The sequence below is a fragment of the Pyrodictium delaneyi genome (genome assembly GCF_001412615.1).
GTDB classification, from domain to species: Archaea; Thermoproteota; Thermoprotei_A; order Sulfolobales; family Pyrodictiaceae; genus Pyrodictium; species Pyrodictium delaneyi.
On record NZ_CP013011.1, the window covers coordinates 816,273 to 843,011 of the forward strand.

18 protein-coding genes are annotated in these 26,739 nt (G+C 59.6%); 9 read left to right on the forward strand and 9 right to left on the reverse strand.

The features are described from left to right. Positions 1-117 precede the first annotated feature (117 nt). The 3 genes from Pyrde_RS04220 to Pyrde_RS04230 form a co-directional block, all read right to left on the reverse strand. A complete protein-coding gene (locus Pyrde_RS04220; RefSeq protein ID WP_055408489.1) occupies positions 118-984 on the reverse strand; it encodes a cation diffusion facilitator family transporter in 867 nt (288 codons plus the stop codon). A gap of 71 nt (positions 985-1,055) precedes the next feature. Then, positions 1,056-1,799, reverse strand: a complete 744-nt coding sequence (locus Pyrde_RS04225; RefSeq protein WP_055408490.1) for a hypothetical protein — start codon at positions 1,797-1,799, stop codon at positions 1,056-1,058. Positions 1,800-2,000: 201 nt separating this feature from the next. Beyond that, positions 2,001-3,602 (reverse strand): hypothetical protein, encoded by a 1,602-nt coding sequence (locus tag Pyrde_RS04230; protein WP_055408491.1) that lies wholly within the window; start codon positions 3,600-3,602, stop codon positions 2,001-2,003. 324 nt (positions 3,603-3,926) lie between these two features. On the opposite strand from Pyrde_RS04230, the gene Pyrde_RS04235 reads away from it, so the two are divergent. Further along, positions 3,927-4,814 (forward strand): carbon-nitrogen hydrolase family protein, encoded by an 888-nt coding sequence (locus Pyrde_RS04235; RefSeq protein WP_055408493.1) that lies wholly within the window; start codon positions 3,927-3,929, stop codon positions 4,812-4,814. Positions 4,815-5,130: 316 nt separating this feature from the next. Here the strand turns inward: Pyrde_RS04235 and Pyrde_RS04240 are convergent, their stop codons facing one another. Continuing rightward, on the reverse strand, positions 5,131-6,486 hold the full coding sequence (locus Pyrde_RS04240; protein ID WP_055408495.1) for an ABC transporter substrate-binding protein: 1,356 nt from the start codon (positions 6,484-6,486) through the stop codon (positions 5,131-5,133). 215 nt (positions 6,487-6,701) lie between these two features. Here Pyrde_RS04240 and Pyrde_RS04245 point away from each other — a divergent pair, with 215 nt between their 5' ends. The 4 genes from Pyrde_RS04245 to Pyrde_RS04260 are packed head-to-tail and all read left to right on the forward strand — an operon-like array spanning position 6,702 to position 10,408. Next, a complete protein-coding gene (locus Pyrde_RS04245) occupies positions 6,702-7,508 on the forward strand; it encodes an ABC transporter ATP-binding protein (RefSeq protein WP_231656797.1) in 807 nt (268 codons plus the stop codon). 7 nt (positions 7,509-7,515) lie between these two features. Then, on the forward strand, positions 7,516-8,241 hold the full coding sequence (locus tag Pyrde_RS04250; RefSeq protein WP_055408497.1) for an ABC transporter ATP-binding protein: 726 nt from the start codon (positions 7,516-7,518) through the stop codon (positions 8,239-8,241). A 43-nt stretch (positions 8,242-8,284) separates the two neighbouring features. Beyond that, positions 8,285-9,244: a branched-chain amino acid ABC transporter permease gene (locus Pyrde_RS04255; protein ID WP_180385425.1), complete on the forward strand. Its 960-nt coding sequence runs from the start codon at positions 8,285-8,287 to the stop codon at positions 9,242-9,244. 24 nt (positions 9,245-9,268) lie between these two features. After that, entirely contained in the window at positions 9,269-10,408 is a 1,140-nt protein-coding gene (locus Pyrde_RS04260; RefSeq protein ID WP_055408501.1) for a branched-chain amino acid ABC transporter permease, read from the forward strand. On the opposite strand, the gene Pyrde_RS04265 is transcribed toward Pyrde_RS04260, so the two are convergent. Both Pyrde_RS04265 and Pyrde_RS04270 read right to left on the reverse strand, forming a co-directional pair. Next, a complete protein-coding gene (locus Pyrde_RS04265; RefSeq protein WP_055408503.1) occupies positions 10,362-11,249 on the reverse strand; it encodes an ornithine cyclodeaminase family protein in 888 nt (295 codons plus the stop codon). The genes Pyrde_RS04260 and Pyrde_RS04265 overlap by 47 nt on opposite strands. A 77-nt stretch (positions 11,250-11,326) precedes the next feature. Next, complete coding sequence (locus tag Pyrde_RS04270; RefSeq protein ID WP_055408504.1) at positions 11,327-13,468, reverse strand: ATP-binding protein; 2,142 nt, start codon at positions 13,466-13,468, stop codon at positions 11,327-11,329. Positions 13,469-13,820: 352 nt separating this feature from the next. On the opposite strand from Pyrde_RS04270, the gene Pyrde_RS04275 reads away from it, so the two are divergent. Continuing rightward, a complete protein-coding gene (locus Pyrde_RS04275; RefSeq protein ID WP_055408506.1) occupies positions 13,821-15,140 on the forward strand; it encodes a radical SAM protein in 1,320 nt (439 codons plus the stop codon). Here Pyrde_RS04275 and Pyrde_RS04280 read toward each other — a convergent pair. Together Pyrde_RS04280 and Pyrde_RS04285 are read right to left on the reverse strand one after the other, a co-directional pair. Then, on the reverse strand, positions 15,137-15,970 hold the full coding sequence (locus Pyrde_RS04280) for a Rossmann-like domain-containing protein (RefSeq protein ID WP_143522038.1): 834 nt from the start codon (positions 15,968-15,970) through the stop codon (positions 15,137-15,139). The genes Pyrde_RS04275 and Pyrde_RS04280 overlap by 4 nt on opposite strands. After that, positions 15,918-16,880, reverse strand: coding sequence for a mechanosensitive ion channel family protein (locus Pyrde_RS04285; protein WP_231656798.1), 963 nt, complete (start codon positions 16,878-16,880; stop codon positions 15,918-15,920). The genes Pyrde_RS04280 and Pyrde_RS04285 overlap by 53 nt, the downstream gene beginning before the upstream one ends. A gap of 539 nt (positions 16,881-17,419) precedes the next feature. Between Pyrde_RS04285 and rgy the strand changes: the two genes are divergently transcribed. Further along, positions 17,420-21,700 carry a reverse gyrase gene (gene rgy, locus Pyrde_RS04290; protein ID WP_055408510.1) on the forward strand — a complete coding sequence of 1,427 codons (4,281 nt, stop codon included), beginning with the start codon at positions 17,420-17,422 and terminating at the stop codon, positions 21,698-21,700. A 45-nt stretch (positions 21,701-21,745) separates the two neighbouring features. Here the strand turns inward: rgy and Pyrde_RS04295 are convergent, their stop codons facing one another. Then, positions 21,746-22,315 carry a class I SAM-dependent methyltransferase gene (locus Pyrde_RS04295; RefSeq protein ID WP_055408513.1) on the reverse strand — a complete coding sequence of 190 codons (570 nt, stop codon included), beginning with the start codon at positions 22,313-22,315 and terminating at the stop codon, positions 21,746-21,748. Positions 22,316-22,514: 199 nt separating this feature from the next. Here Pyrde_RS04295 and Pyrde_RS04300 point away from each other — a divergent pair, with 199 nt between their 5' ends. Further along, the gene (locus Pyrde_RS04300; protein ID WP_055408514.1) at positions 22,515-23,630 is read left to right on the forward strand and encodes a hypothetical protein; all 1,116 of its coding nucleotides are present in this window, start codon (positions 22,515-22,517) and stop codon (positions 23,628-23,630) included. Between the two features lie 79 nt (positions 23,631-23,709). Then, complete coding sequence (gene ileS / locus Pyrde_RS04305) at positions 23,710-26,667, forward strand: isoleucine--tRNA ligase (RefSeq protein WP_055408516.1); 2,958 nt, start codon at positions 23,710-23,712, stop codon at positions 26,665-26,667. Positions 26,668-26,739: the final 72 nt, after the last annotated feature.

The following is a 26,739-nucleotide window of genomic DNA, read 5'->3' on the forward strand; positions in this document are numbered from 1 at the left end:
CGGCGTAGAGAGCGTTTATCAAAGGGTCTACACGCCTAATCCCCCTGGAGGCCGCGCCGGTGACGCCGGGCCCGTGTGCCCGGAGGAGGGTGAACCGGCGGGTCCCACCCCGAGGCCTCAACTCCTCGCTTCCTTTCCCCGATGCTCTCGTGACTCACTACTGTGGTTCCTTCTCTCGCTTAGCCCGACGTGTATTACCACGTCGCACCCGTGCTGGTGAAGCTCCTGCTGCAGTTCGTCGGCCAGAACGTCGGCTACGTCTGGGGGCATACCTTTCTCGGGCGCTACTATGAGGTCTCCGCTGCAGTGTCTCTCGTCTATCATGCGGAGCCGGACGCGTATAGGGTGGAGGCCGCGGAGCAGCGCCTCCCGCTCTACCAGCTCATAGAAGTGCTGCGGGGCAGCAGTGTCGGCGAATATCCTCATGAGCTTGTGGTGGGTCTCAACCGCCTCGTGGAACAGGTAGGCGAGTATAATCACGCCGCCGGCTAAGTCGTAGAGGTAGCCTATGCTGGCGCCGAGCCAGCTACTAGCAGCTGTGACCCCGCTCTCTATCAGCTCGCTCGCGGTGAACCCGGCGTAGACCCGGAGCACGGGGTCGATATCCCTGGCTACGAGTATAGCTGCGGCGTAGAATGCACCGCCGACCAGGGCCGCCACCGTGCTACCCTCCTCAACCGTGTAGCCGCTGATACTGTACATCAGCGCCGCCGTGGAGGCACCGGCGGCGAACATGTAGGCTGAGAGGCTCGCTAGTGCGCCGCCGTACCGCAGCCTCTGATGGCCATACGGGTGGTCTTCATCGGGCGGGGCACTGGCTACGTGGAGGTACCAGAGCACAGCGGCAAGCGCGGCGATATTAGCGACACACGTGAGCGCGTCTACTAGCAGCGCGCGGCTACCGTAGAACAACGAGCCGTAGATCTTTACAGCAGCGCCAGCGAGGCTGAGGAGTGTGACCGCGACTAGGCCCCGGTCTAGCACTCTTACGCCCCTAGCGGCTGGACGTGTCCCTCTACCCCTTGATAAAAGCCCTGGGTGTTAAGCTCCTGCGACTAGGCCCTAAGCAGGACAAGGACTGTTACGAGTAATGCTGTGAAGAATGTTAGTCGTGCAAACTCTATCCAGCCGAGCCTCTTAATCATCTTCATGTCTATCTTGGTGTTCCTAGCCGCGTTGGCTAGGAACTTTGCACTAGGCTCTATACAAGTCAGGAGGAGGATTGGCTCCTCTACGGCTGCTAGGATTGGTGCTGGCAGCCAGAGCACTAGGGGGAGAAGCGGGCTAGTCTTCCTTATCGGTAGTCTAGACTCTACATAAGCTGCAGTGCTAGCCGTATACAACATCATTAGCACGAATGCTAGTAACGTGAGCCGCGTAGGATTCCCAGCTAGTGCGGCAGAGAGTATAGCAGCATATGATAGTAGCGCAGCTCCAGCTACGTAGCCTGGTGGAGTCCTTAGCATGCCCCTTAGCCCGAGTGCCAGATAGACTGCCAATACAGGTGTATAGGCTAGTAACGCTACGATGAGTGTATAGTCACGCCAGGCTACTGTAGCGGCAAGGTAGGGAACAGCATTCAATATAGTGATTAATGCTAGCTTACTTTTTCTACGTAGCTGTGCAGCAGTAAAGGCTGCATCAAATGTAAATATGTGAAGGAGTAAAGCGAATATCGCGAGAATTGTCCCTATAGCGTTGAGCTGCTCAGCGGTAGCTATGCCTACCAACGCACTGAAAACCATTATCCCTAGCGCGCTAGGCTCCCGTGGTGGCCGGAATAGCTCCCGGAGCACCACGCCGCCCTGCCCCTCTTCACAACTGGCGTTCCCCTATGCCTATTTTTAACGCTGTGTTGAAGAGGCGTTCCGGCGTTGTAACCCCCAGTAGAGAAGCTAGTTTGACGCGGTAAGAAGCCGGGAAGCTGTTACCCGACATAAGCTTTCATGGCCTAGCTAAAAACATGCAGGTTTGATGCATAAAACATTACCGCATCTGAGTTAGCCGCGTCGTAGAAGTGTTGCCAGGGCTACAGCGGCTATTATGCCAACAACTCCAGCTGCCACAAGAGTCGTGTTAACACTGCTAGTTGTATTCGTCTCGGTGCTTGTCGGGTGTGCTGTCTCCGTGGGTTCTGTAGGTGTTGTTGTCTGTGTAGCTTGTGTCTCTGTAGTTGTAGTTGTAATGGTTTCTGTTGGTGTTGACGTCGCTGTAGATGTAGTTGTTGTTTGTGGTTTGGATACCTGGCCGCTTGCCATCTCTACACGAACCGAGGCTAGCTGATGTAAAGCTACCCGCTGGTGAGAGAGTTTTACTGCTGGATCAGCTGCCTCCAGAACAACTTCGGTCGGGACAGCCTTCTCCAAGCCAGGAGCAAATACCGCGAACTGGAGCAGCTGCTTAACCAGCTGGCCATAGCCGGCTGCCAGTAGGGTCAATGCTTTCTCGGCGTCGTGGGCTGGTTCGCCGCTGGGCTCTGGTACCCTCATTCTATGGCCAGTATAGTCTAGCTTTATCTCTACCTGGTCTGGCTTCACGTTGACGTCGAGCTTAGCACTAGCCTTACTCGGTGCTGCTTTAGCTAGTTGAGGTATTGTCTGCTGTTGTACGGCTCCTAGCCCCGAGATGGCGATAGCAGCTTCAGGGCCTACTTCGCCACTCGCCTGGCCTAGCCTCGAGGCGATAATCAGCATTAGCCTCTGTAGAGCTGGAGAAGCATCTGCCCAAAGCTTTTGAGCTTCCTCGAGATCCCCGCTGCTTATGCTCTCATAGTATAGGTTTATGCTGGCCTGACTTCCTTCAACCTTAACTTCAAGTTTTAGACCTAGTTCTCCCTTTATGCTCACCGGCGACTCTAGAAGACTACGTATCTTATCGGCGTCATCTCTAGACAGTCCCATAGCCTCGGCACTTGCAAGCATTTGGTTAAGATCGGTACTCATCTTTAGGTGTAGCTTGACTTGGCCACCTTGCTGCATTACAGCACCTAGCTCTTCGACGCGGACAAAACCTAGCCCCATGAAAGCTAGTTGTCTGTTTATCTCGTCGACAGTTGGTATATGAGGGGTCTCCTCTTCGGTGCCGCTAGAAGGAGCAGTCACGTCAAGTACTATAACCGCGTATGAACCCTTGGATATCCTTATTTCAAGCTTCTCTATCCTGATATGAGCTATCTTGTCGTCTTCGGCCGGGAAGCTAGCTGCACCTGTTACGGTGAAGACTCCATTGCCTCCCTCGTAGTTGAATTCACCTTTAAGGTCAGCAGTTACTATGCCTGGGCTTGTAGCTGGCTCGGGGAACGTAAAGGAGCCCCTACCCTCCACTACTGTATGGGACTCGGAACCTGTATAGCTGCTTTGATAATTTAGCTGGAAGTTACCTACAGCATCTATCCCACCTGAAGGGTAGACGATCATATCTAGCCGGTAGACGGGCTGTACTGCACCATCATTGTACACTACCAGCTTGAAAAGAGACTCTTTCACGTCTATACGGAGCTGCTCTTGGTACTGTTGCTGCGCAGCTGCTAGTGCTGGTTGCACGGCTATAAGGATTAATAGGATAACAGCTGCTGCTAAGCTGCGTGTAGAATGAACATACATGGACTATACTACACCTCTCCTCTCTTGCTAATCTTAGCTATCTGGTAGGCAATATACTCTGTCTCAGACTTTGCAACAGGGGGTATAGAATAACACTACAAAAACGGCCAAGTCCAGGGGGCCTAAGAGGTTTTATCCCTTGGAATACCGTATAGGAGTTATCCGGGGTTCCCTCGTATAAGCCCATATACCATAGGCCTAGAGAGACCCTTGCCTCTCCATGCTAGCGGCTCTCCCCCTGAAAGGGGGTGCATCTCTATGTTGCAAACGGGTTGCATAACGAATACTGCCTCAGCTCTGTAAAACCGTGGGGGTTGGTGGCCTGTGCCTATAACCGTAGCGCTAGTACATATGAGGCTAAAGCCCCTTGCCAAGAAGTCTAATCTCGAAAAAGCTCGAAAATTAATCAAAGAAGCGGCACTTAAGGGTGCAAGGCTCGTTGTTCTGCCAGCCTTTGTGAACATCGGTCCATTCTTCTTGCACTACCCGCGGACCCGCAATCGCGCCATAACCCGGAACCAGGCGGAGCGTATACCCGGAAACACTTACGAGTACCTCTCAATGGTAGCATTAGAGAACGGTGTCTACATCGTAGCAGGCCCGCTCATCGAGAGAGCAGGCCCCAAAATATTCCTCACAACCATAGTGATATCGCCTAATGGCAGCCTCATAGCCAAGTACAGGAAGATAGCAAGTAACGGCCTCGACGAGGAACTAGGCATAAGTCCCGGTCGCAACACTGTAGTCATAGACGACATAGGCAGAAGCATAGGGCTTCTAGCAGAAGACGACATATACTACCCGGAGGTCGCGCGTAGCCTCCTCCTCGAAGGCGCTACCGCGTTCATAGCAACCCTCCGGCCCGGTGAGAACGAGAACAAGGTTAAACTCAGCCTCCTCGCCCGCAGCGTGGAGAACAACGTTCCCATACTAGCAGTCGGCGCTGTCTTCGAGACAACGGACAAAATGGTAGAAATACCAACTATGGTTATAGACCCACAGAACGGGATAGTAGAAGAGATTAATGAGCCCAAGGATACGTTCCTTCTAGTAGAGGTAATGGAGCAACCGAGCAATATAAGGGACATAGTAGAGACGAGTCTACGTGCAAAAACTCTGGCATCGATATACTGTAAGGCTGCTAAGGATAGTCTGGTGGAGAATCTAGCAGGGCGCTACAAGCTAGCTAGTAGTGGAGAACCCGAAGGCTAGGATAATAACTTCTCTTAACCTTGCCTCTGTCTGAGCCTCTTAGCCACTTAAGTAGCCCCAAGTTAACACTATAATGCTGTAACGTTAGCTTACTACTTCTCCCTAGCTATGCTGGCACCACCTTACTCTGTTCAATCGCTGGTAGTGGAGGCTACGTGTATCAACTAAAACCGAGACTGAGACAATGATTTGGGCAAAAAGAGGTGTGAATGCAGGTGGAGAAATGTGAGGACTGAACGGTACTATGCAGCAACAATAAATAGTTTAAAAAATGCTACCCGGCATTGAGGAGCGGTCTGAGAAAAGTTGTTATGGGTTATTTCCAGGTGAAGCTGTCGCTGGCGTAGTTGTAGACGCCCTTGAGTACCCACTTGTAACCCTCAGCGGTCTTCTCTACCTGCCATAGGTCGTAGTCGGCGAAGGCTCTGTCGCCGGCCTTGTCTAGTACTATCCAGCCGGTGGCGCCGAAGTAGTTGTAAGCTACGTCAGGTAGTATGTTCTTGACTGCTGTAGCGTCGTACTTCTGTGTTGCCAGTAGGGATAGTGTTATCACCCACGCGGCGTCGTAGGCTGCTAGGGCGTAGGTGTCGGGTTCGCGGCCTAGCTTCTGGCGTAGCTCCTCAACTATCTTGTCGTACTTCTGGCTCTTAGAGGCGGCGAATATCGGGTTGAGGAACTTCACCTGGGCAGCGAACTCTGCAGCTACTGGGTCCTTGACTAGCTCGTCGAGTAGGGCTGTACCGTCGCTACCGAACCACCTTACCTGCTTGAGTATGTCGTACTGGCTGGCTACCTGGAATACCTGTACTACCTCGTTGAAACCTATGTAGACTACTGCTACCTTATCCTTACCGTACTTGTTCACGGCCTCCTGTACTAGGCTTGCTAGCTGGTCTACCTCGGTGCTGAACTCCTTGGCCTTGGGGTCGTACCTGGGGCCGTCGATCACCTCTATGCCTAGCTGGGTAGCAGCCTCCTTTATTGCGTCGTGTAGGCCGTCACCCCAGGCGTCACCGCGCCACATTATCACTATAGCCTTGACTCCAAAGTTCTTGGCCATCTTGGCTATTACTGGGCCCTGTATGTTGTCGGTCGGGCAGAACCTGAATATGTAGTCGTCCGGTATGGCTAGGGCTGGGGCAGTGCTGCTCTGGCTTATTACTAGCAGCTTGTTCTGGTCAGCGAAGTTCTTGATCTGGCGCACCTCGGCGCTGGTCTGTGGGCCTATGAAGAACTTGATGCCCTTAGCGGCTAGCGCCTGTATCTTCTGTAGAGCTACCTCGGGCTTGGTCTCGGTGTCCTCTACTACTATCTTTATGCGGAATGGCGCGCCAGCCTTCTCTAGGAAGGCGTTGATGTCTCTCTCAGCTAGCTCGAGGGCGGCCTTGCTGTTCTCACCGTAGCTGGCTAGGTCACCAGTTAGCGGGAGGAGCGCACCAATCTGAACCTCTCCGCTGAGGCCTCCGGCGGCTGTTGTAGCCTCAGCCTGGGCAGTCTGTGTTTGCGGCTGTTGAGTCGGTGTGGTAACAGGAGATGCCGCTGGAGTACCAGCTGTCGTAGGTGTTGGTGTTGCCTCGGGTGCCCCGCCCTTACCGCCTAGGTAGAGGGCTATACCAGCTATTACGAGTACAGCAATAACTGCTATTGCTATGTTTGTACGCGGGCTTGCCATGACTTATACACCTCGCGGTCTAGTAGCTCTCTGAGTACCATGTATGGGCCACGAGGAAACCGGTTTCCTAGCCCCTTTTATATTTTCGAGGCGAGGATACGCGTGTTGTCACAACCTAAAGATTCGCTATTATTTACAATATTTTACATGATGTGTCTACTGGGACAAGAGTATTTAAGACTCTAAGTACCACAGCAGTGGGCCACGGGGCCCTCATGGAGAGCGTGGAGAGCAAGGCGGAGGCCATGACAAACATCGGCTATAGTAGCGAGTACATACTAGTCGCGGAGAGGATAAAGAAGAGGTTCGGCGGCCTCATCGCGGTAGATGGCGCTACGGTCAAGGTGCGGAGGAAGACTATCACGCTCCTTATAGGCCCCAACGGTAGCGGAAAGACGACACTACTCAACGTCATAGCAGGCTTCTACAAGCCCGACGGCGGCAAGGTTATCTTCGACGGCAAGGATGTGACGGGATGGCCTCCACATAAGCTATATCACCTAGGAATGGCGCGTACCTTCCAGGTACCTCAGCCCTTCTATAAGCTCACAGTGCTTGAGAACGTGCTTCTTGCCGCTCGGGGTCATCCCGGCGAGTCCTTTGCAGCGCCGCTGCAGAGGAGCAAGTGGCTGCCCCGCGAGGAGGAACTAGTGGATAAGGCTTTCAGCATTCTTAAGCTCGTTGGGCTTATCCACCTATGGGACCAGCCTGCTGGCCAGCTCAGCGGCGGCCAGATGAAGCTACTAGAGATCGCTCGTGTACTCATGAGCGGTGCCAGGATGATTCTCATGGATGAGCCTATTGCCGGTGTTAACCCGACTCTGGCTCATGAGATACTTCAGTTCCTCGTAAAGCTTCGTGACCAGGGAATAACGTTCTTCATTATTGAGCATAGGCTCGACATAGCTATGCAGTATGTCGATTACGTCTATGCCATGGCTCGGGGCCGAGTGATAGCTGAAGGCAAGCCTGAGGAAGTAGTCTCCAACCCCGTTGTAATAGATAGCTATCTAGGAGGGTGATGAAGCTATGCCTAGCCTTCAAATTCGCGGCTTAAATGCTGGCTACGGTAAACTCCAGATACTCTTCGATGTAAGCTTCTCAGCGCCATCAGAGAAGATAACAGTGATAGTGGGGCCCAATGGTAGCGGCAAGAGTACCACCCTTAAGACGATATTCGGACTCACTACTATCTATAGCGGCGAAATACTCTTTGATGGTAAGAATATAGCTGGACTTCCTCCGCATCGTATAGCAAAGATGGGTATAGCTTACGTCCCCCAGACGGATAACGTGTTTGCAAAACTCACCGTCAAGGAGAACCTCGTAATGGCCACATATGGTATGGATGAGTCGAGTGCGCAAGACCGGGTGGAAGAGGTTCTGGAGATGTTCCCGATCCTAAAGGAGAGGCTCGACCAGAGAGCTGGTACTCTCAGCGGTGGCGAGAGGCAGATGCTCGCCATAGGCATAGCGCTGATAAGGAGGCCTAAGCTTATGCTCTTCGACGAGCCTACAGCAGCACTAGCACCGAAGATAGCCATAGAGATACTCGACATAATAGCCCGGCTACGCGACGAGTACAAGATAACTATACTACTAGTAGAGCAGAACGCTAAGAAGGCATTAGAGTATGGCGACCGTGCCGTCCTCCTCGTCGGCGGCCGGGTAGCCTTCGAAGGCGAGGCCGAGGAGCTGCTACACCACCCAGACCTCGCACGCATGTACCTAGGCCTAGTCGCGGGAGCAGAGTAATGACGAGAATGAACAATGTTAAGCCAGTAGGGGTGTGATGGGCATGCCGATTAGCCTCGTTTACCTCGAGAACAGTCTCGTATACAGTAATGCGCTTGTACTCCTAGCTATAGGCCTAACGATGACCTACCTGACTACTAAGATACCGAACTTCGCTCATGGCAGCCTAGCGATAGTCGGTGCATACCTGCTCTTCACAGTAGTGGCTGTGTACAAGGCTAGTATCGCTCTAGGCTTTATTGCTGCATTCCTTGCGGGCGCTATTGTGGGGCTTTTGGAGTACCTTGTTGTTCTCCGCCCGCTTCAGAGGAGGGGAACAGATGCACTAGGCCTCATGATAGCGACGCTGGGTGTGGACATATTCCTCATAGGTGCGCTGAACATCTATGCCGACATAGTTAGGGATATGCACCCCGTTACGGGGACTAGCCGTGACTGGAGCCTCCGTAGCTTCGTACTAGGCCGTGTAGCAGGTCTCACTGAGGGCACATGGATATCCATAGGCCTCGTAGTGGCTAGCCTAGTGGCGCTCTATCTGCTGCTAACCCGGACAAAGTTCGGCGTTGCTATGAGGGCTAGCATTGAGAACCCGCAGCTAGCACAGGTGCTGGGAGTCAACGTTGACCTAGTCTACGCGATATCATGGCTGATAGCTGGTGGTCTTGCAGGATTAGCGGGCGGGCTCATGTCGTTCGTAATGAGGATAAACCCTGCTACAGGTAGCATCGAGGTAGTAAGCGTATTCGCAGCGAGCATTGCGGGCGGGCTGCAGAGCCTGCTAGGCGGTGTAGTCGGCGGCTATCTCGTTGGCCTCAGCGAGACTGTTGGTACAAGGCTCCTCGGCGAGCTGCTAGGCATTACCGGGATAGCAGCGTACCGTAAAGTTGTATCGTTGGCCCTCATAGTGGTAGTGCTCCTTGTTGCTCCAGAGGGTATTATGGGTGTTAACTGGCGCAGTATTTTGCGCAAGCTGAAGAACAGGGCTAAGGGTGAGAGAAGCTAAAGGGTAAAGCGGAGGTGGATATCCATGGCTGTGCCGGTCATAGGTGTATTGTTCGAGCCTAGCTTCTGGCTATGGGTGGCTATATACGCTATTGTCTCCCTAAGCCTCAACATCGAGGCTGGTGTAACGGGCATACCAAACTTTGGTAAGCACCTCGCAGTGCTAGTAGGTGCTATAGTTGCTGCTGCACTGCCAGGCTATCTTGGCCTAGCACTACTCCCGGCCGATGTAAAGCAGCAGCTAGAGGCCATGACTGGAGGCCAACTCAGCTATGCTGGCGACTATAACTCTCTAATTGCTGATGCATTGAACAAGTACTTTGCTCAGCACCCAGGGCTATCACTAGCACTCTTCCTGCTAGTACTAGCGACAGCAGCGCTTCTCGGCGCAGCTGTGGGATGGCTCGCTGCATACCCTGCGGCGAGGCTGCGTGAAGAGTACCTAGCTATAACGCTACTAGCGGCTGCAGAGGCATCCATGATAGTAGCGTATAACGCGCCGCAGCTCGGTGGCACACTCGGCCTGACGGTACCCAATACTCTCGTATGGCTTGACAACATAGTAAGCAGGTTCGTCTCGACAAACGTCCACATAATATCAACACTGATAGTAGCAATAATGGTAGCCATAGTAGTGTTTGCATACCTAGAGCTGGTGCTCCGTAGCCCCATGGGCAGGCTGTTGAAGGGTGTACGTGACAACGAGGTAGCAGCAGAGTCCCTAGGCAAGGACGTGACGAAGGTGAAGCTCAAGACGCTAATGATAGGCTCAGCGCTAGCCGCGGTAGCAGGCGCGCTATTCATCACTGGTACACTAGGCTGGATGGCTACCAGCTACAACAGAGTGTCCTGGACCTTCTGGGTCTGGGCTATGATGATACTAGGCGGTATGGCTAACAACATTGGTACCCTCGTGGGTACATTCATACTGGTACTAGTAAGGCAGATGATAACCTACAATAAGACGCTCATAGCGCCCTACCTGCCATTCGACCCCGCATGGCTAGACCCACTAATACTGGGAGCACTGCTGGTGATAGTGCTAATGGTGAGGCCGCAGGGAGTACTCCCAGAGAAGACGATGTACCCGCTGCCACGGCAGAAGCTCGAGGAGAAGGCTAAGAGTCTTGGTGCCCCAGCCTCCGGTAAAGGTGTAGCGCGATAGCTAGGTCGAGTATAGCCGTCCCTACACTCTTGTAGACACGTATCTCCCCGGGCATACAGTTTTTCACACCCCGAAGCGCTTCGCCGAGCTCAACAACCTCAACCAGCTTCTCGCCCACGTCGTCGCTCTCGCTCAGTACACCCTCACGCGTGTCCACGAGTACACATTGCGCCCTAGCCAGGGTATCCTGGTCAAGCTCCCGGACAGGCCGTGGCGCACCAACACTGGCCACTACGGCGCCGCTACGGAGCAGCCTCCCCAGGACAACAGGCTCGCGCGACGTGGTCGCAGCGATCACGGTGTCGGCCTCCCTGAGTAGCCTCCCGGGTTCTGCAACCTCGCCCCCGTACTGTGCCGCGAGCTTCTCGGCCCGGTTGCGGGTAGGAGAGTAGACCATTACGTGCTCGTACCTGTAGAGCCTCGTAAGGAGCCTCAAGTGGTAGCTGGCCTGCACCCCCGCGCCGAGAACCCCGAGCACGCCGCCTGTACCGCCTAGGAGCCGGAGTGCTACGGCAGTGGCTGCTGCTGTCCTCCAGCCGGTAGCCGCTTCGGCGTCAGCCTCTAGGAGTAGCTCGCCAGTCTCTGCGTCGACGAGGAAGAGCCGGCCACGAACCAGCGGCAATCCCCGCCCAGGGTTCCCCGGGTAGACACCGACCACCTTGACAGCGTAGAAGCCCTGGCCTGCGGAAGGCATTACACCGAGCCAGGAGCCCCGGTGCTCTAGCCCAAGCCTTGCAGGGGCTACAACGCCTGTGCTCCGAAGCACTCTCTCGACATCCTCAACGAGCTCCGCTGGGTCGACTAGCTGGTCTACCTCCTTGTTTGACAGGTATACTGCCACCCCGGGGCTACACCCCAGGGTGGCCCCGGAATGCAGGGGTATTATACTGTGGGATACGTGTGGGCCGCAAGAGGGGTCTAGAGGAACTCGCTCCACCAGTCTTCAGGTGCCCGTGCTTGCTGGCTCCGCGGCGCTGATAGTAGCCCGTCGAGCACAGCGCGGAGCAGCACTGCGACAGCGTGGCTGCAGGGCTGCCGCGCCTTGCAGCTACAGCTACTCCTGCGCTCGGGGAGGCTGATGTGTGCCTCGTAGGAGTAACCACTCTGGGTCATTACCTCGCCGTAGACGGTGCCGGTTTCCTCGCTGTAGCTTGCCCAGACTTGTTCCCGGGCTAGGAGCCGTAGCGCCCTCTCTACGGTATCCGGTGCCGGGTCGATCCCCGCTACTGCGGCTACTGCCTCGGCTAGGTCTGGGGGCTGCTCGCCGAGGAGCTGGCCTATCTTCTCCAGGGCCTCTGCCCGAAGCTCCTCTACGAGGCGTAAGTCCTCACGGCCCCCGGCCCAAGCCTCTACGAGGCTTAGGTCGCCGCCGCTATAGTCGAGGACCCTGTCCCTAAGCCTTATCATCAATGGACTGGGGGCGAGCGGCCCGACAACCACAGCTTCGCCGGTGTTGAGGCCTGGAAGGTTGTCGAGTAAGTCCTGGCTCACCTGCTCGCTCGAATCCCGCACAGCCTCCTGGTCCCTGGGGTTAACTATACGCAGTATGATCTGGCCCTGGAGCTGACTGAGCACGTCCGGGTCTATACGGGAAGGCCTCTGAGTGATGGCTACCAGGAAGACGCCGAACTTCCGGCCCTCGCTCGCAATAGTGGCTGCTACGTCGCGGCTACGAGTCTGCCTCTGGCTCTTAGGCGGCATAAAGCGGTGGGCCTCCTCGACCACGATCACTACTGGGTAAGGGTAGCTCTCGCCGTCGACACCCCTCACGTAGCGGAGCCGGGCATTGAATATCCTTGCTAGTATGTTGAAGGCTAGGTGGTCTTGCACCTCAGCCCGGAGCCCAGCCAGGTTCACGACCGTCACGGTGCCGGGCTCTAGTAGCTGGTCGAGGGGAAGGCTACGCACACCGTAGACGCCTATGCGGCGGAGCTCCTCCAGGTAGCGTATCGCGTCGTAGCCCGGGCTACTATCCTTGCTCAGAGCTAGCCAGAGCCGGCGGATACCCCGGCCCAGCCTCTCGTCGGCTGCCAGCAGCTCCTCCAGCCTCCTACCGGTTGCAGCTGCCTTGTAGAGGTCCTGGGACGCGGCCGCGCTCAGCCGGCGGAGCAGCTCTGCGGCGAAGCGGTCGAGGCGGCCACCCTGGAGCCTGGCGACCTCCACAGCGTCTATAGCAGCGTGAACCACCTTGATCATGCCGCGTAGGCCTAGCCACTTCCTCTGCCCAGTAGCCTCTGCCACCCAGCGGGCGAGCCTCTTTGCACCGTATATCACGCTCCTTATACGGGTCGCTTTAGCCGGCACCCCGGCTATTGAGGCGAGCTCCTCCGGCGACATGTCGGCTACGCTAACCCGGTACTGGATATCACCCTCCTGGTCCCGCCTCCCCTTGATGACCCGGACCGCGTTCTCGAAGCCAGGGCCGAGCCGGAAGACAGTCCTCTTCATAGCCGTGTACTCGCCGTGAGGATCCAACACTACTATAGTGGCGCCTTTCTTCAGCAGCTCCTCTATTAGCACTACGCTAGCCCACGTCTTCCCCGCACCCGTAGCTGCTATGATTGCTACATGGCGCTTAACGCCCTCCAGATCCAGGTATGCGGGGACGCTCGGCCGGGAGATCAGGCTCCCCACGTGGAGCCGGCGAGGCTCATCCACAGCGTAGAAGTCTTCGAGAAGCTCGTCGGGGGCGAGGTAGACCCAGCTCCCCACGGGCGGGGCGCGGCGGGGGAGGTAAATGCGGCCCCTCCACTTGTAGCCCAACACCCGGGCCGCCGCGACCACGGTGTCGCTGCCGCGAGGTAGGCTGAGGTTACGTAGAACGGGCCAAGGGTGCTCCGGGGAGACGCCTACGGCGAGCCTGCGGACAGCCCGGATCTGGGCCAGGACCTTCACTGTGACGCGGGTGTCTTCGCCGGGCGGTGTCTCCCAGGTCTCAACGTAGACGTAGTCGTAGAGGGGCGGGATGTTGTCCGGATCTACTGTGAACACGAAGTAGTCTGGCCTAGAGTCGCCGGTAACCATTCCTATAGGCTCGCCGCCCCTGCTGCGCCTCCCCAAGGCTTCTCTACAGCCCCGCTCCTCGGTATTGGGGAGAAGTTCTGGCTGGGCCCCGGACCGGCCCCGGCCCCCGGAGAATAAGGAGCCGTATTACCTTAAGTAGAGGCCTCCAAGACTCTCCCGCCCAGCCTGACAGGATAAGACCGGGAATCAGCCTAGCAACGCATATGCAAGGTCTATCACGGCTTACAAATCCATGCCGTGGCCTAGGCTTATAAATGCCCCTACGGTAGGGGAACGGGTTAACGCAGGTATACCCGCCTCTGCAGGATAAAGGCATGCGGTAAGCTGGAGGAAAGCGGGCCCGCCTACTGCACTATAACCACGCCATAGCTATGGTGAGGGGTTAGAGGTGGAAGGAAATAGACGGGACAACATCGTGCTGCCGGGAACAGTAGTACGCTTCGCCAGGATAATAGCTGCTACTGCGCTACGTCGTGCCGACGCCTTCTTCGAGACACTTGAGAAGATGCCTGCCGACCCGCGCCGCCACGTGGAGGCCCTAGCTAGGGCGGAGGGGCCTCACGCACTCTACGTGCACATGCCGTTCTGCCACCAGCCTCTCTGCCGCTTCTGCTGTTTCGTCCGCTACCCGTTCGACAGGGAGATGAACCGGAGCTACATGAAGGCCCTCGCGGCCGAGGCCACTTGGCTCGCCTCAACAGCTGAGGCCGCGAAGGTGCCGCTCGTCTACATAGGCGGGGGCACCCCGAGCATAGACGTCTACGCTCTCGCGGAGCTTGTAGACGTGCTCCGGAGCTACTTCGGCCGCGGGATAGACGTCTCCACGGAGGCTAGCCCACTAGACATAGACGACGAGGCTGTCCAGGTGCTCCGCTCAGCCGGGGTCAAGAGGCTGAGTATAGGCATCCAGGCGCTGAGCAATGAGAGGCTACGCCGCCTAGGCAGGCTCAGCAACACGGTCGAGGACGCGCTACGCGCGGTAGAAGCAGCCCGGGGCCGGTTCGAGACCCTCAACATAGACATAGTGTGGGGTATCGCGAGCGACACCCCGGAGACGGTCTACAACGAGGCCAGGCGGGCCCTCGAGCTGGGGGCTAGCCAGGTAACCTTCTACCCGCTCATGCCCGCTCCGGGGCTGCGGAGGCTGCTCCGCGAGAGACGGGAGGGTCCCTGGCATCCCATGGAGCCCAGGCTCTACGAGGCGGTGCTCCAGGCTGCTCGAGATGCGGGCTACCGGCCTGCGACACCATGGTGTATGGACCAGGGGTCGGAGCTGATAGACGAGTACGTGGTTGACTACGACCGGTTCCTAGCCATAGGGCTCAGCGCCATTGGGCGCACAGAGGGCTACATATACGTGAACACGTTCACACCCGAGCGCTACGTGAAGCTGGTGGCGGAGAGGGGCCACGCAGCGGCCCTAGCTAAGAAGCTCACCGTGGAGGAGGATATGCTCTACTACGCCTCCTCCATGGCCTTTGGGCTGCGCTGGTGCCCCGAGCAGCTCAGGAAGCGCTACGGCCTACTAGCCCGCGGCCTCAACGCGATGGTCGCGGCAGCGCTGAGGATACTGGGCGAGCAGAAGAGAGACGGCAGCTGCTACGTACTGGAGACACCGGGCAGCCTCTACGCAGCCCACGCGGTTCAGCGCAGCATCTACATGGCAGTAAACGGGCTACGCGAATGGGGCATGAAGACCGGCGCCTAGCTCTTCTTGGCCCTCGCGACCCACTTGACTAGCCTCACGCGCCTCCTCGTCTCAGCGCGGTGTGGCCCGCCGCCAGCCGCTACAGTCCAGCGGATCTCGCGGCATATGCTCCGGTCGATGTAGGTGCCCGCGACGAGGGTTGCCCCGAGCCTCGCTCCGACCACCGGGTGGAAGCTAGAAGTGTGGCCTACTAGGGCTCGCTCCCGCGCAGCCCTTGCTGCCTCGAACTCCTCAAGGAGCAGCGGGGGGTCAAGTACAGCGCTCCCCGAGGCCACGGCTATGTCGGCGCTGCGTAGCGCCTCGAGGGCCTCCTCGCGGGCCTCCAGCACAGGGTAGCCCGCGCGGCGCGCCTCCTCCCGGAGGGCTGGGTCGAGCTCCGCGACCAAGACCTCGGCGCCGGTGCTGCGTAGCTCGTCCGCCACCCCGGCCATGTAGCCTAGGAGTACCACTCTGTCGCCCCTTCTGACGCCTAGTATCTCTGATAGGCTCCGGCGCTGCACCTCCACCGGGGGCTCGGTGGTGCACTCTATCCACGCGTTCGTCACTGCGTTCACAGCCGCCACGGCCAGCGCTGCTGCGAGGGGCTCGCCCCGGCCTGCTAGACGGGCTAGCATCCTGGGGGTGGCGTCCTCTAGCCGCTCGTCGAACGGCTCTAGGGGGAGCCAGTGGGGGATCAGGCTGACACCGCACCAGCCGCCCTCGAGCTCCACGTAGGCGTGGCTGCGGCCCGCGAACGCGTCCACCAGGTGGAGCCCGGCCCAGCGGCGTAGGGGCCCGTCAAGAGCCTCCAGTAGTGCCCGCGAGAGCCTCCTCCAGGCCGACTGCTGCACCAGGCACCGCCTCCTCTGCTTCTCCGGCTCCTTGCTCCAGCTTTAGCCAGACTACGCGCTGCGGGAACGGTATCTCCACCCCGGCGCGGTCTAGCTCCTCCTTTATCCTCCCTAGCAGCTCCCACTTTACCTCTAGCCACTTCAAGCTAGGCACCCAGAACATCACCCGGAGCACCACGGCGCTATCGCCCAGCTCCTCAACGAAAACCCTGGGCGGGGGCTCTGCTAAGACTAGGGGGTGCTTCTCGAGGATCCCGAGTATCACCCTCCTGGCCTCCTCTATGCTGCTCCTATAGCTTATCCCGACCCGGTACTCTATCCTCCGGGCAGGGTGGCTGTAGAGGTTCTTAATGGTGCTCCGGAACACAGTCTCGTTGGGGACGCGGAGCCGGAGCCCGTCTAGCGTCGTTATACGCGTTGAGAACATGGTTATGTCCTCGACGCGGCCCATTATACCCATCTCCGGCAGCTCGACAATATCGCCAGGCTTCAGCGGCTTGTCGAAGTAGAGGAAGAGGCCGCTAAAGAAGTTCGACGCCACAGTCTGGCTCGCGAAGCCAAGCGCTACGCCTATCAGGCTACCCGCGAACGCGAACCCCGTCACATCGAAGCCCGCCACGCCGAGCGCTATCACACCCGCCAGCGCCACCAACGCGTAGTAGCTCAGCTTAGACGCCACATCCACCACAGAAGTCGGCAGCTGGCTCAGCTCGAGCGTACGCCGCACCATACGCCTTACAAGCATAGACAACGCTACGCCCACTAGCAGGACGGCAGTAAATACAGCGCCCTTGTAGAGGTAGACCCCGACAGTCTCCAGCAGCTGCGTAAGCGACTCGGCCACAGCACCAACAACCCTCCAGCCAGAACCCTCCCTCGATGCCTCGTCCTCTACACTAGCCGTAGACACTCTATGGAGACCTGGCCGAGGGTTTAAGCCCCAGGGCCCTAGGAGACACACAGCCCTTGGGCGGGCGGCTCACCCGCCCCTGACACCGGGGCGGCACCCCGGGAAGGGATGAGGGCGGGGTCCACACGGGCGGCGCCCAGTTCCACGCTCACTACCCAGTCCCTCACGTCATAATTTCATCTAATCGTCACAATGAACTGGCACGTAGCTTCCCCATTCTTGAAGTATAGCGTCGTAGTGTCGAGGCGGCGACGGCTAGACAATGTGGCAATGAGCGTCATCAATGCAGGTGCTCCGAGGCAGCCGTGTTTAGCCGGAATTGCCCCCAAGTAGCTGCTCTAACAGCATCCGGGAACGATATATCCTCTATGGGAGGGGTAAGCCTAAGTCTAGGCGTTATCAGAGCTTAGTGTCTACCAGGGCGCCGGGGCCCAGTACAATATAAGCCCCGGTGCTATGCCCTAGACTTTCTAGTCTCAATACCTAAAGTAGTTGTACCTGGGTACCTGGCGTGGCCTGGTGCGGGGACTGATACTGGCTTGCAGGCTGGTAGTAGTGGCGGTGTTCTAGGCGGAGCCGGTGGAGCTGGCTGGGAGCCGGCACGGGGCGTTTACGTGTACTCGTGCCCCAACTGTGGCGGCCCCGTGGGAGACGATAGGCTCCTCCTCGGGCTCCCGTGTCCTCGTTGTCTCCCGGAGCGTGTGGCTGTTGAGAGCCCGCTGGATGCTGCGGAGGTTCTCGCTAAGACTGGGAGGCTGCGCCAGGGGAGCCCTCTAGAGTTCTATGCGCGTGTCGAGAGGGAGGCGCGGGAGGTCGAGGCGCTCTTCGAGAAGGCTACTGGCTCCCGGCTGTGGAGTGCCCAGCGTACCTGGGTGCGTCGTGTCCTCAAGGGGAAGAGCTTTGCTGCTATAGCGCCGACTGGCGTGGGTAAGACCACGTTCGGCGTCTTGATGGCTGTCTACCTGGCGCTGCGGGGTGAGAAGAGCTACATAGTGGTTCCTACTACGCCGTTGGTGCGGATGGTTGAGGAGAGGGCGAGGAGGCTAGCGGATGCTGCGGGGGTGCCGGCCCGGATAATCGCGCTGCATAGCCGGCTCTCTCAGCGGCAGAGGAGGCAGCTGCTACAGCTGGTAGAGGAGGGCGACTTCGACATACTGATAACGACGAGCCAGTACATGATCCGGAACGCCGAGACGCTGGCTAGTCTACGGGAGAGGTGGGGCCGTGGATTCCGCTTCGTATTCGTAGACGACGTCGACGCTGTGCTGAAGAGCGGTAAGAGCGTAGACGCTGTACTACGCGTCGTCGGCTTCGGCAAGGAGGAGGTCGAGCTGGGCTGGCGGCTGCTGCAGCTACAGCGCCGCCTAGTCTGGGAAGCGCAGCGGGCTCAGCAGGAGTTCAACAGGAGGCTCCAGCGGCTACGCGAGGCCATGAGGAGGCGGGGGCGCCGGATACGCGCCGAGGACATAAGAGAGCTGCGGAAACGGGTGTTCGAGGAGCGGCTGGAGCCCCTCTACCGTGAGCTACGCGAGGTTGAGCAGAGGCTCGAGGAAGCCCGCTCCCGGGCCGCCGTGCTCGTCGTGAGCAGTGCTACTGGGAGGCCGAGGGGCAGCAGGGTCCGGCTGTTCCAGGCGCTGCTAGGCTTCCAGGCCGGCTCGGCGGGGGAGGCGATAAGGAACATCGTCGACTCCTACACGTTCCCCGGCCCCGAGGGCCTAGAGGCCAAGGTGGTGGAGCTCGTAGCGAAGCTAGGCGACGGCGGCCTAGTCTACGTGCCGGTTGACCGGGGCGCCGAGTACGCTGAGAGGCTCGCGGAGCTGCTACGCGAGCACGGCATCGCGGCTGAGGCGTTCACCTCCCGGAACCAGGAGGCGCTCGACCGGTTCCGCATGGGGGAGACCCAGGTCCTCGTAGGCGTAGCCGTCTACTACGGCGTCGCGGTCCGCGGCCTCGACCTGCCCGACCGGATACGCTACGCGGTCTTCGCCGGTGTGCCCCGGCTAAAGTTCAGCGCCCGGTTCGAGGACCCCCACCCCGTCAGCATGCTCCGCGCTCTCGCGGTTCTCGCCGAGCACGGGCCCAGGGACGTGGCTGAGCGGGCCCAGATGCTGCTAGGTAGGCTACGGGGTATCGTGAGGAGGCTTAGCCAGGCCGCGCTCGCCCGAGTCGCGGAGGAGCTGAGGGGCGAGCGGCCCCTAGAGAGCGATGCTGCCAAGGCCTTTGCGGAGGCCCTCGAGTGGCTCCGCGAGACAATGAAGAGGGAGGATGTCTGGCAGGCGCTAGAGGAGGCCGACGACATAGCCGTGGTCCGGGAGGGCGAGCGGGCCTATATACTAGTCCCCGACGTGGCGACCTACATCCAGGCCTCGGGTAGGACTAGCAGGCTCTTCGCGGGCGGTATAACCCGGGGCCTCAGCGTAGTAGTGGTGGACGACCCCAGGCTCCTCAACGGGCTCATGCGGAGAACCCGGTGGCTCGTAGAGGCCGAGTGGAAGCGGTTCGAGGAGCTAGACCTCCCCAGCCTGCTGCGCGAGATAAACAGGGACAGGGAGAGGGTAAGAGCTGTACTCGAGGGCAGGGTCAAGCCGGAGTTCATGGAGCTGGTGAAGACGGCGCTACTCGTGGTCGAGAGCCCGAACAAGGCCCGCACTATAGCCGGGTTCTTCGGGAGGCCTAGCGCCCGGCAGATAGGCCCGCTAAGGGTCTACGAGGTCTCCACTGGCGACTACGTGCTCCTCGTAGCCGCGAGCGGCGGTCACATCTACGACCTGGTGAAGCCCGCGACGCCCCGGGAGGTGGTGGAGCCGGGCTGGCTCCTCGACCTCCTAAAGGACTCGGTGGAGGGCTACGACTGGGAGTCGGCGCGGAACGTCCACGGAGTGCTCGTGGCTGGCGATGGCGGCCGGCGGTTCCTCCCGGTCTACACGCCGCTAGCCCGCTGCCTTGCATGTGGCCACCAGTGGGCGGTGAGCCCCGAGGACTACAACCCGGTGACGGGCCGGGGCGAGCTACGCTGCCCAGTCTGCGGCTCGCCGCTGGTCAAGAACAGTTGGGACATTGTGGAGGCGCTCCGCGACCTAGCCAGCGAAGTCGACGTGGTTATGATAGGCACTGACCCGGATACCGAGGGTGAGAAGATTGGCTGGGACCTGGCTAGCCTGATCCGGCCCACTGCCCGGGGGATTGTGAGGGTCGAGTTCCACGAGATAACCCGTCGAGCGATACTCGAGGCTATCCACGGCGCCCGCCCATTCCTAGAGAGGCTGGTAGAGGCCCAGATAGTCCGGAGGGTTGAGGACCGCTGGATAGGCTTCACGCTGAGCCCGGTGCTCTGGACAAGGTTCTGGCCATGGTTCTGCCGCTGGAGCCTCACAGCTAGGCACCGTAGTGCCCGCCGCAACCTGAAGACAGCCACAGCTATGCTCAACGCTATGGAGCAGATGGCTAGGCTCCGCGAGGAGTGCGACCGGCCCAACTACAACCTGAGCGCTGGCCGCGTCCAGACCCCGGTCCTCGGCTGGATCGTGGAGCACACGCTCGGGAGCAGGTTCCTCCGAGTACCGCTCTACCGTCTACGGCTACGCGGCGAGAAGGGCGAGCTAGAGCTCGAGCTACGGGGCGACGAGGCTAGCGACCGGATACGGGCTGCCCTCGAGGAGGCCAAGCGTGCTCTAGAGGAGGCCCTCCAGCGGCACAACGTGCTGGAGAGCCTCGAGGAGCTAGAGGCGGTGCGGCGCCGCAAAGCCAGGGTGATAAGAGAGGTCAACGAGGCTCTGGAGCGTGGCGGCGCAGTCAGGGCCACTGTGGGCGACGTGGAGGAGTGGGAGGATGAGCTAAAACCGCTGCCACCGTTCACGACCGACGCCCTGCTGGCCGAGGCCGCGTCAAGGCTCGGCCTCGCAGCCCCGGAGGCCATGAGGCTGGCCCAGGACCTGTTCGAGCTGGGTCTCATAACCTACCACCGTACCGACAGCACCCGGGTCAGCGACGCGGGCATAGCAGTGGCCTGGGAGTACCTCCGCTACCGCTACGGCGAGGACAGGCTGGAGGAGGTGTTCCAGCCCCGGCGCTGGGGCGAGGGCGGAGCCCACGAGGCGATAAGGCCCACTAGGCCAATTGACGCTGAGACGCTCCGCCGCCTAGTAGAGGAGGGCGCGCTGCAGCTAGCCCGCCCGCTGACCCAGCGCCACTACCGGCTCTACGACCTCATCTTCCGCAGGTTCATAGCGAGCCAGATGCGGCCGGCCAGGGTGAGGAAGCAGCGCGCGAAGGTGGTCTTGGAGATCCGTCTCCCCGGTGAGCAGCCCAAGAGGATCGAGCGCGTCGTGGAGAGGACAGTGGAGGTGTTGGAGCGGGGCTGGCTCGAGGTATACCCGGTAGCGAGGCCGCAGCCCAGAGTGGCGCCGGGCGAATACCGGCTAGAGGAGCTACGTGTCCGGGTATGGAGCCCGGTGCAGCTGCTGACACAGGCGGAGGTCGTCCGGATGATGAAGGAGCGTGGCATAGGCAGGCCGAGCACCTACGCCAAGATAATAGACACACTCCTGCGCCGCGGCTACGTCGTTACTGCTGGTCGGGCAGGCTCAATGATAGCCACGAGCAGGGGTATAGGCGTCTACGACTTCCTAATGAAGCGGTTTGGCGGCCTAGTCTCGGAGGAGGTGACTCGGAGGCTACAGGAGACCATGGACCGTATAGAGGAGGGCCTCGTAGACTACCAGCGTGTGCTGGAGGAGGTGCTGGAGAAGCTCCGGGAAGCACTCTACAGCCCCGAGAGCGGCCTACCCGAGGAGGAGGCCCGCCGCCTACTACCGGTCTAAGGCTACGGTACTCCCGGGGCTCCCAGAGCAGGTAGGGGCTAGCGCTTAACGGCAGGCTAGTATCCGGTAAGTTGGTAGCCGGCGGGTTTTACGGACAACTATCACTCGTAGCCCTCTTTCCTCCAGCTTCTCTACGAGTGTACTTGCATCTATGAACCGGGCGGGGAAGCCCACGAGCCGCTCTAGTAGGGCTACAAGCCTCCCGGGCAGACTGTCGGGGTCTATGTCGTCGACTAGTATGCACTCTGAGACACGAGCCGCTTCTTCTAGAGCCTTGTCGGGGTCGTTGAGATGGTGTAGCGAGTCGTGGAAGACCGAGAGGTCGACAGAGTAGCTGCGCAGCGGCAGACTCTCCGCCACCCCCATTACTCGTTCAAGTGCTATCCCGGGCTCAGCATACGTGAGGAGCACTGGGTCGGGGTCTAGTGCCACATATACTTGCGGCATGTAGCCCTTATCCATTAGTGCACTGGCTAGGAGGGCATTAGCAGAGCCTATGTCGAGGAGTACGCGCGGCTCCATAGACGTGACTAGCTCTGCAGCACGGGTATGTATCTTCGGCCTTACCCGTGTGTACATAATTCTTAGCAGCTGCTGGCCTATACTCTCAATCATGCTTAGCTACACTCTCTTAGCCCCTACACCAGTGATACACTTATACTCGTGTTAATAACGGTAGTGCTGGGCTCCTAGCGGGGGAAGATGTATAGCCAGTCACCTCCGTGATATAAACGTGGACTAGCTTGGACTCTAGTCACGTGGTCACTACTCGTGCCCAGTACATGCCGGTGCTGGTTGAGATGGAGGGGCTGAAATGCATAGGCTCTACGAGGAGGCATGCAGCAGGCTGCAAAAGCTGTGCCCCCGGCCGACTCCGCTACACTTACGTGAACAAGGTGTACTCCTGGCAAACCTGCGGGAAATCGACGAGCAGCTTGCGGCTAGCCTGGCAAGCGTAGATCAGGACACTATAGCGTCCGCCCTTACAGGGCTAGAGGAATTCTTCGCCTCACGCGTCTCTGATCGTTGCCATGTCTGTGGCCGCAAGACAGAGGGTATGGCTGAGCTCTGGAGCTACATGATAGAGGGCTCCCAGGGTCTCGCTGTCTTCGAGGATCTAGTCCCCCTCTGTGATAGGTGTCTAGAAGCTCTACGGCCTGAAGCACTTAGCCCGCGTCGCCTAGGGAAGACTGCTAAGTGGCTTGCGAAAGTCAACGGTACGGACAAGGGCGAGGTAGAGGAGCTACTCGACAGGGTTCTAGAGGAGTGGAGGGCTGCATCCCGGGTATCTGAGTGGAGTGTAGACCTCTCAAGACTAGGAGAGCTAGGTGTAGACCACGAGCCTCTCGAGCGTCTTCTCGGAGGCGCCGCGGCTGGCCGCTATAGCCTCGCGGAAGGGACTGTCTCTGCTATCAACTATGCGCTAGACACTATCAGGGTCATGGTCCTCGATGATGTGGATGCGCTCTGCTCACGGCGCGTAGATGCTTCAATTCTCGCGGCTCGGGCTCAGCGCCGGGGCCTCAGCCCGGACTGGACTGCGCTACACACGCACATAGACCTGCTCCTCGACTGGGGTCTCTGTATCCGCGGCCCCGAGGAGGCTGCCTGGGCGCTGGAGGCAGCATGGGTGGTCCATCTCCCTCGCGGGCAGCGGGCCCAGCTAGTACCTAGGCTCATCGAGGCACTGGGTAGAGGCGAGACGTGGGCGATCCGGGTAGAGACCCCTAGGCAGCCCAGCGACCCCGCCCCGGTCGCCGTGTATACGCCGAGCTTCGTGGACGTGGACCTCGCCGCGCGGGGCGCAGAGGAGCTAGCAGCGATACTCCATAGCATGGGGGCGGCGCCCCGGCAGCTCCGGCTCTACCCCCGGGACCCGGTATCGGGGAGGCTAGCCCGCTACCACCTCTACTCGGTGGCCATCCTCTAGGCCCCAGGGGCGCGGAGAGTTTAAGGGGCCCCGGGGGACGCGATGAACATGGTGATGTCCATTATCCGGGAGGCCCGTCCTGAAAGGAGGCTATAACCCACTCAAGGTCGAGGAATGGGTTCTCCGCTTCTGGGAGGAGAATAAGATATACGAGAAAGTCAAGCGGATGACCTGGGACGAGCGCAAAGACGCCCCGATATTCGCGTTCCTCGAGGGCCCGCCCACCGCTAACGGCTTCATGCACGTTGGTCACGCCCGGGGCAGGACGCTGAAGGACGTGAAGCTCCGCTATGCCCGGATGCGGGGCTACAGGGTCTGGGACCAGGCCGGCTGGGACACCCAGGGGCTCCCCGTAGAGCTCGAGGTAGAGAAGCGGCTGGGGCTTCGGAGCAAGAAGGAGATAGAGGAGTACGGCGTCGAGCGCTTCATAGAGGAGTGTAAGAAGCTCGTAGACTACTACCTCGGGCACTGGGAGCGGGCGAGCAAGCGGCTAGGCCTCTGGCTAGACTACCAGCACGCCTACCAGACAAGGGATCCCCGCTACATAGAGGCCATATGGGAGTTCGTCAAGCGGGCGCACGAGAAGGGCCTACTCTACGAGGGCCGCCGCGTAGTGCCAAGATGCCCCCGCTGCGGCACGGCACTGAGCAGCCATGAGCTAGCCCAGGGCTACGAGGAGGTAGACGACCCCAGCGTCTACTTCAAGCTGCCCCTCGAGGGGCTCGAGAACACCTACCTAGTCGCCTGGACCACCACCCCCTGGACCATAATAGCCAACGAGGCTGCTGTGGTCCACCCTGAGGAGTGGTACGTCTTCATAGCAGTCGGCGACGAGGTCTGGATACTCGCCGAGAAGCGGCTAGAAGCATTTGCCAAGGAGGTCGGGCTAGAGAACTACACCGTGATAAACAGGGTGACAGGCTCCAGCCTCGTAGGCATGAGGTACCGGCACCCGCTCCTCGAGGAAGTGCCCTACCACCAGCGCCACGAGCCCCCGTACCACACTGTGCTAGCGGCAGACTGGGTGACCATGGAGGATGGTACCGGGGTAGTACACGCCGCGCCCGCCCACGGCCCCGAGGACTTCGAGCTAGGCCAGAAGCACGGCCTGGAGGCGTACACGCCGCTCCGGGAGGACGGTGTATTCGGCGAGGAGGCTGGCGCGTTCAAGGGGCTCTGGTTCGAGGACGCTAGCAGGAAGGTAGTCGAGGTGCTTAAGGAGAAGGGGCTGCTTGTCCACGCTGGCGTGGTGAGGCACGAGTACCCGTTCTGCTGGCGCTGCGGCACCAGGCTCTTCTACTACGCGTCGAGGCAGTGGTTCATAAGGCTCACCGACGAGCTGAAGCGGAAGATGGCCGAGGAAGTATACTCGATGAGGTGGGCCCCGGGCTGGGCAGTGAAGAGGATGGGCGACTGGGTGGAGAACGCCCGTGACTGGTGTATAAGCCGCGAGCGCTACTGGGGCACCCCGCTCCCCGTCTGGCGGTGCACCGGCTGCGGCCACATAGTGGTCGTGGGCAGCCTAGAGGAGCTACGCAAGCTGGCCGTGGACCCGGAGAGTGTGCCGGAGGACCCACACCGGCCTCACATAGACCGGGTGGAGCTGCGCTGCCCAGAGTGCGGCGGCGTGATGAAGCGTGAGCCGTTCGTGGTAGACGTGTGGATGGACAGCGGCGTAGCGCACACTGCTGCGCTCCGGCAGTACGGGTGGCTCAGCCTGTGGGACAAGCTATACCCCTACACCTGGATAACCGAGGCCGCCGACCAGACCCGTGGCTGGTTCTACACGCTACTCGTGACGGGCGTAGTCTGGCACGGCCGGGCGCCCTACCGTAGCGTGCTGCTCCAGGGCCACGTGCTCGACAAGCACGGCAAGAAGATGAGCAAGAGTAAGGGCAACGTGATATGGGCCATGGACTGGATGGAGAAGAACGGCACGGACCCGATGAGGATATTCCTGCTAAGCCGCGCGCCGTGGGACAGCATAAACTTCGACCCAGACGAGGTGAAGCGGTACCAGGGCTACCTCAACATACTCTGGAACACAGTCAAGTTCGCCGACACCTACATGGAGCTAGACCAGTGGAAGCCGAAGCCGCCCACCGAGGCACGGCTCCAGGCTGAGGACCGGTGGATACTCTACAGGCTACACGAGGCGCTGCGGAGGGTCGAAGAGGCTATAGAGAGCGACAACATGCACCAGGCTGTCCAAGCCCTGGTAGACCTTGTAGTGGAGCAGCTGAGCCACCGCTACATACCATTGATAAGGCCCAGGGTCTGGGAGGAGGAGGCCACCGAGAGCAAGGACGCCGCCTACGCCACCCTCTACTACGTGCTAAAGGCGACACTGGCAGCGATGGCCCCGGTGGTGCCGTTCCTCTCGGAGTACCTCTACCAGGCCTTCATACGGAAGTATGAGCCCGACGCCCCCGAGAGCGTACACATGCTCCAGTGGCCCCAGGTGCCCGGGGAGCTGCTCGACGAGGAGAGCTACCGCGCCGTAGAGGAGGCGCTAGACGCTGCAGAGAAGGTGTTGGCCCTCCGCAGCGAGCGCCGGCTGAAGAGGCGCTGGCCACTCCGCCGCGCCGCTGTAGCCGCGAAGCCGGGCACCATGCTGAGCCCCAGCCGGCTCCAGGAGGCCGCTGACGTGCTAGCCAGGTTCGCCAACATAAAGACGGTCGAGGTCGTAGAGGGGGCGCCCGAGTGGGCGGCTGGCGCCGAGAAGCTAGAGACAGACAGCATGGTCGTCTACGTGGACATGGAGCTAGACGAGGAGACCATGCTCGAGGGCCTAGCCAGGGAGGTTATACGCCGCGCCCAGGTGCTAAGGAAGGAGCTAGACCTCCCAGTAGACCACACCGCCAAGAGGCTAATAGTGTACGCCGCCGGCCGGCTACGCAGCGCCGTAGAGCGGCACATGGAGCTCATAGCCCGCGAGGTACGCGTCGAGCGGGTAGAGCTGGCAGCAGAACCGCCCGCCGAAGGGAAGCGCTGGCGGATAGAAGAGGACGAGCTAGTAGTAGCCCTAGAGCCCTAGCCCCTCTTTCTCTTTTAGCCCAGAGAGAGGCCGGCACCTATCCCGTTCCAGGCTCTGCATGGAGCCCCTTTA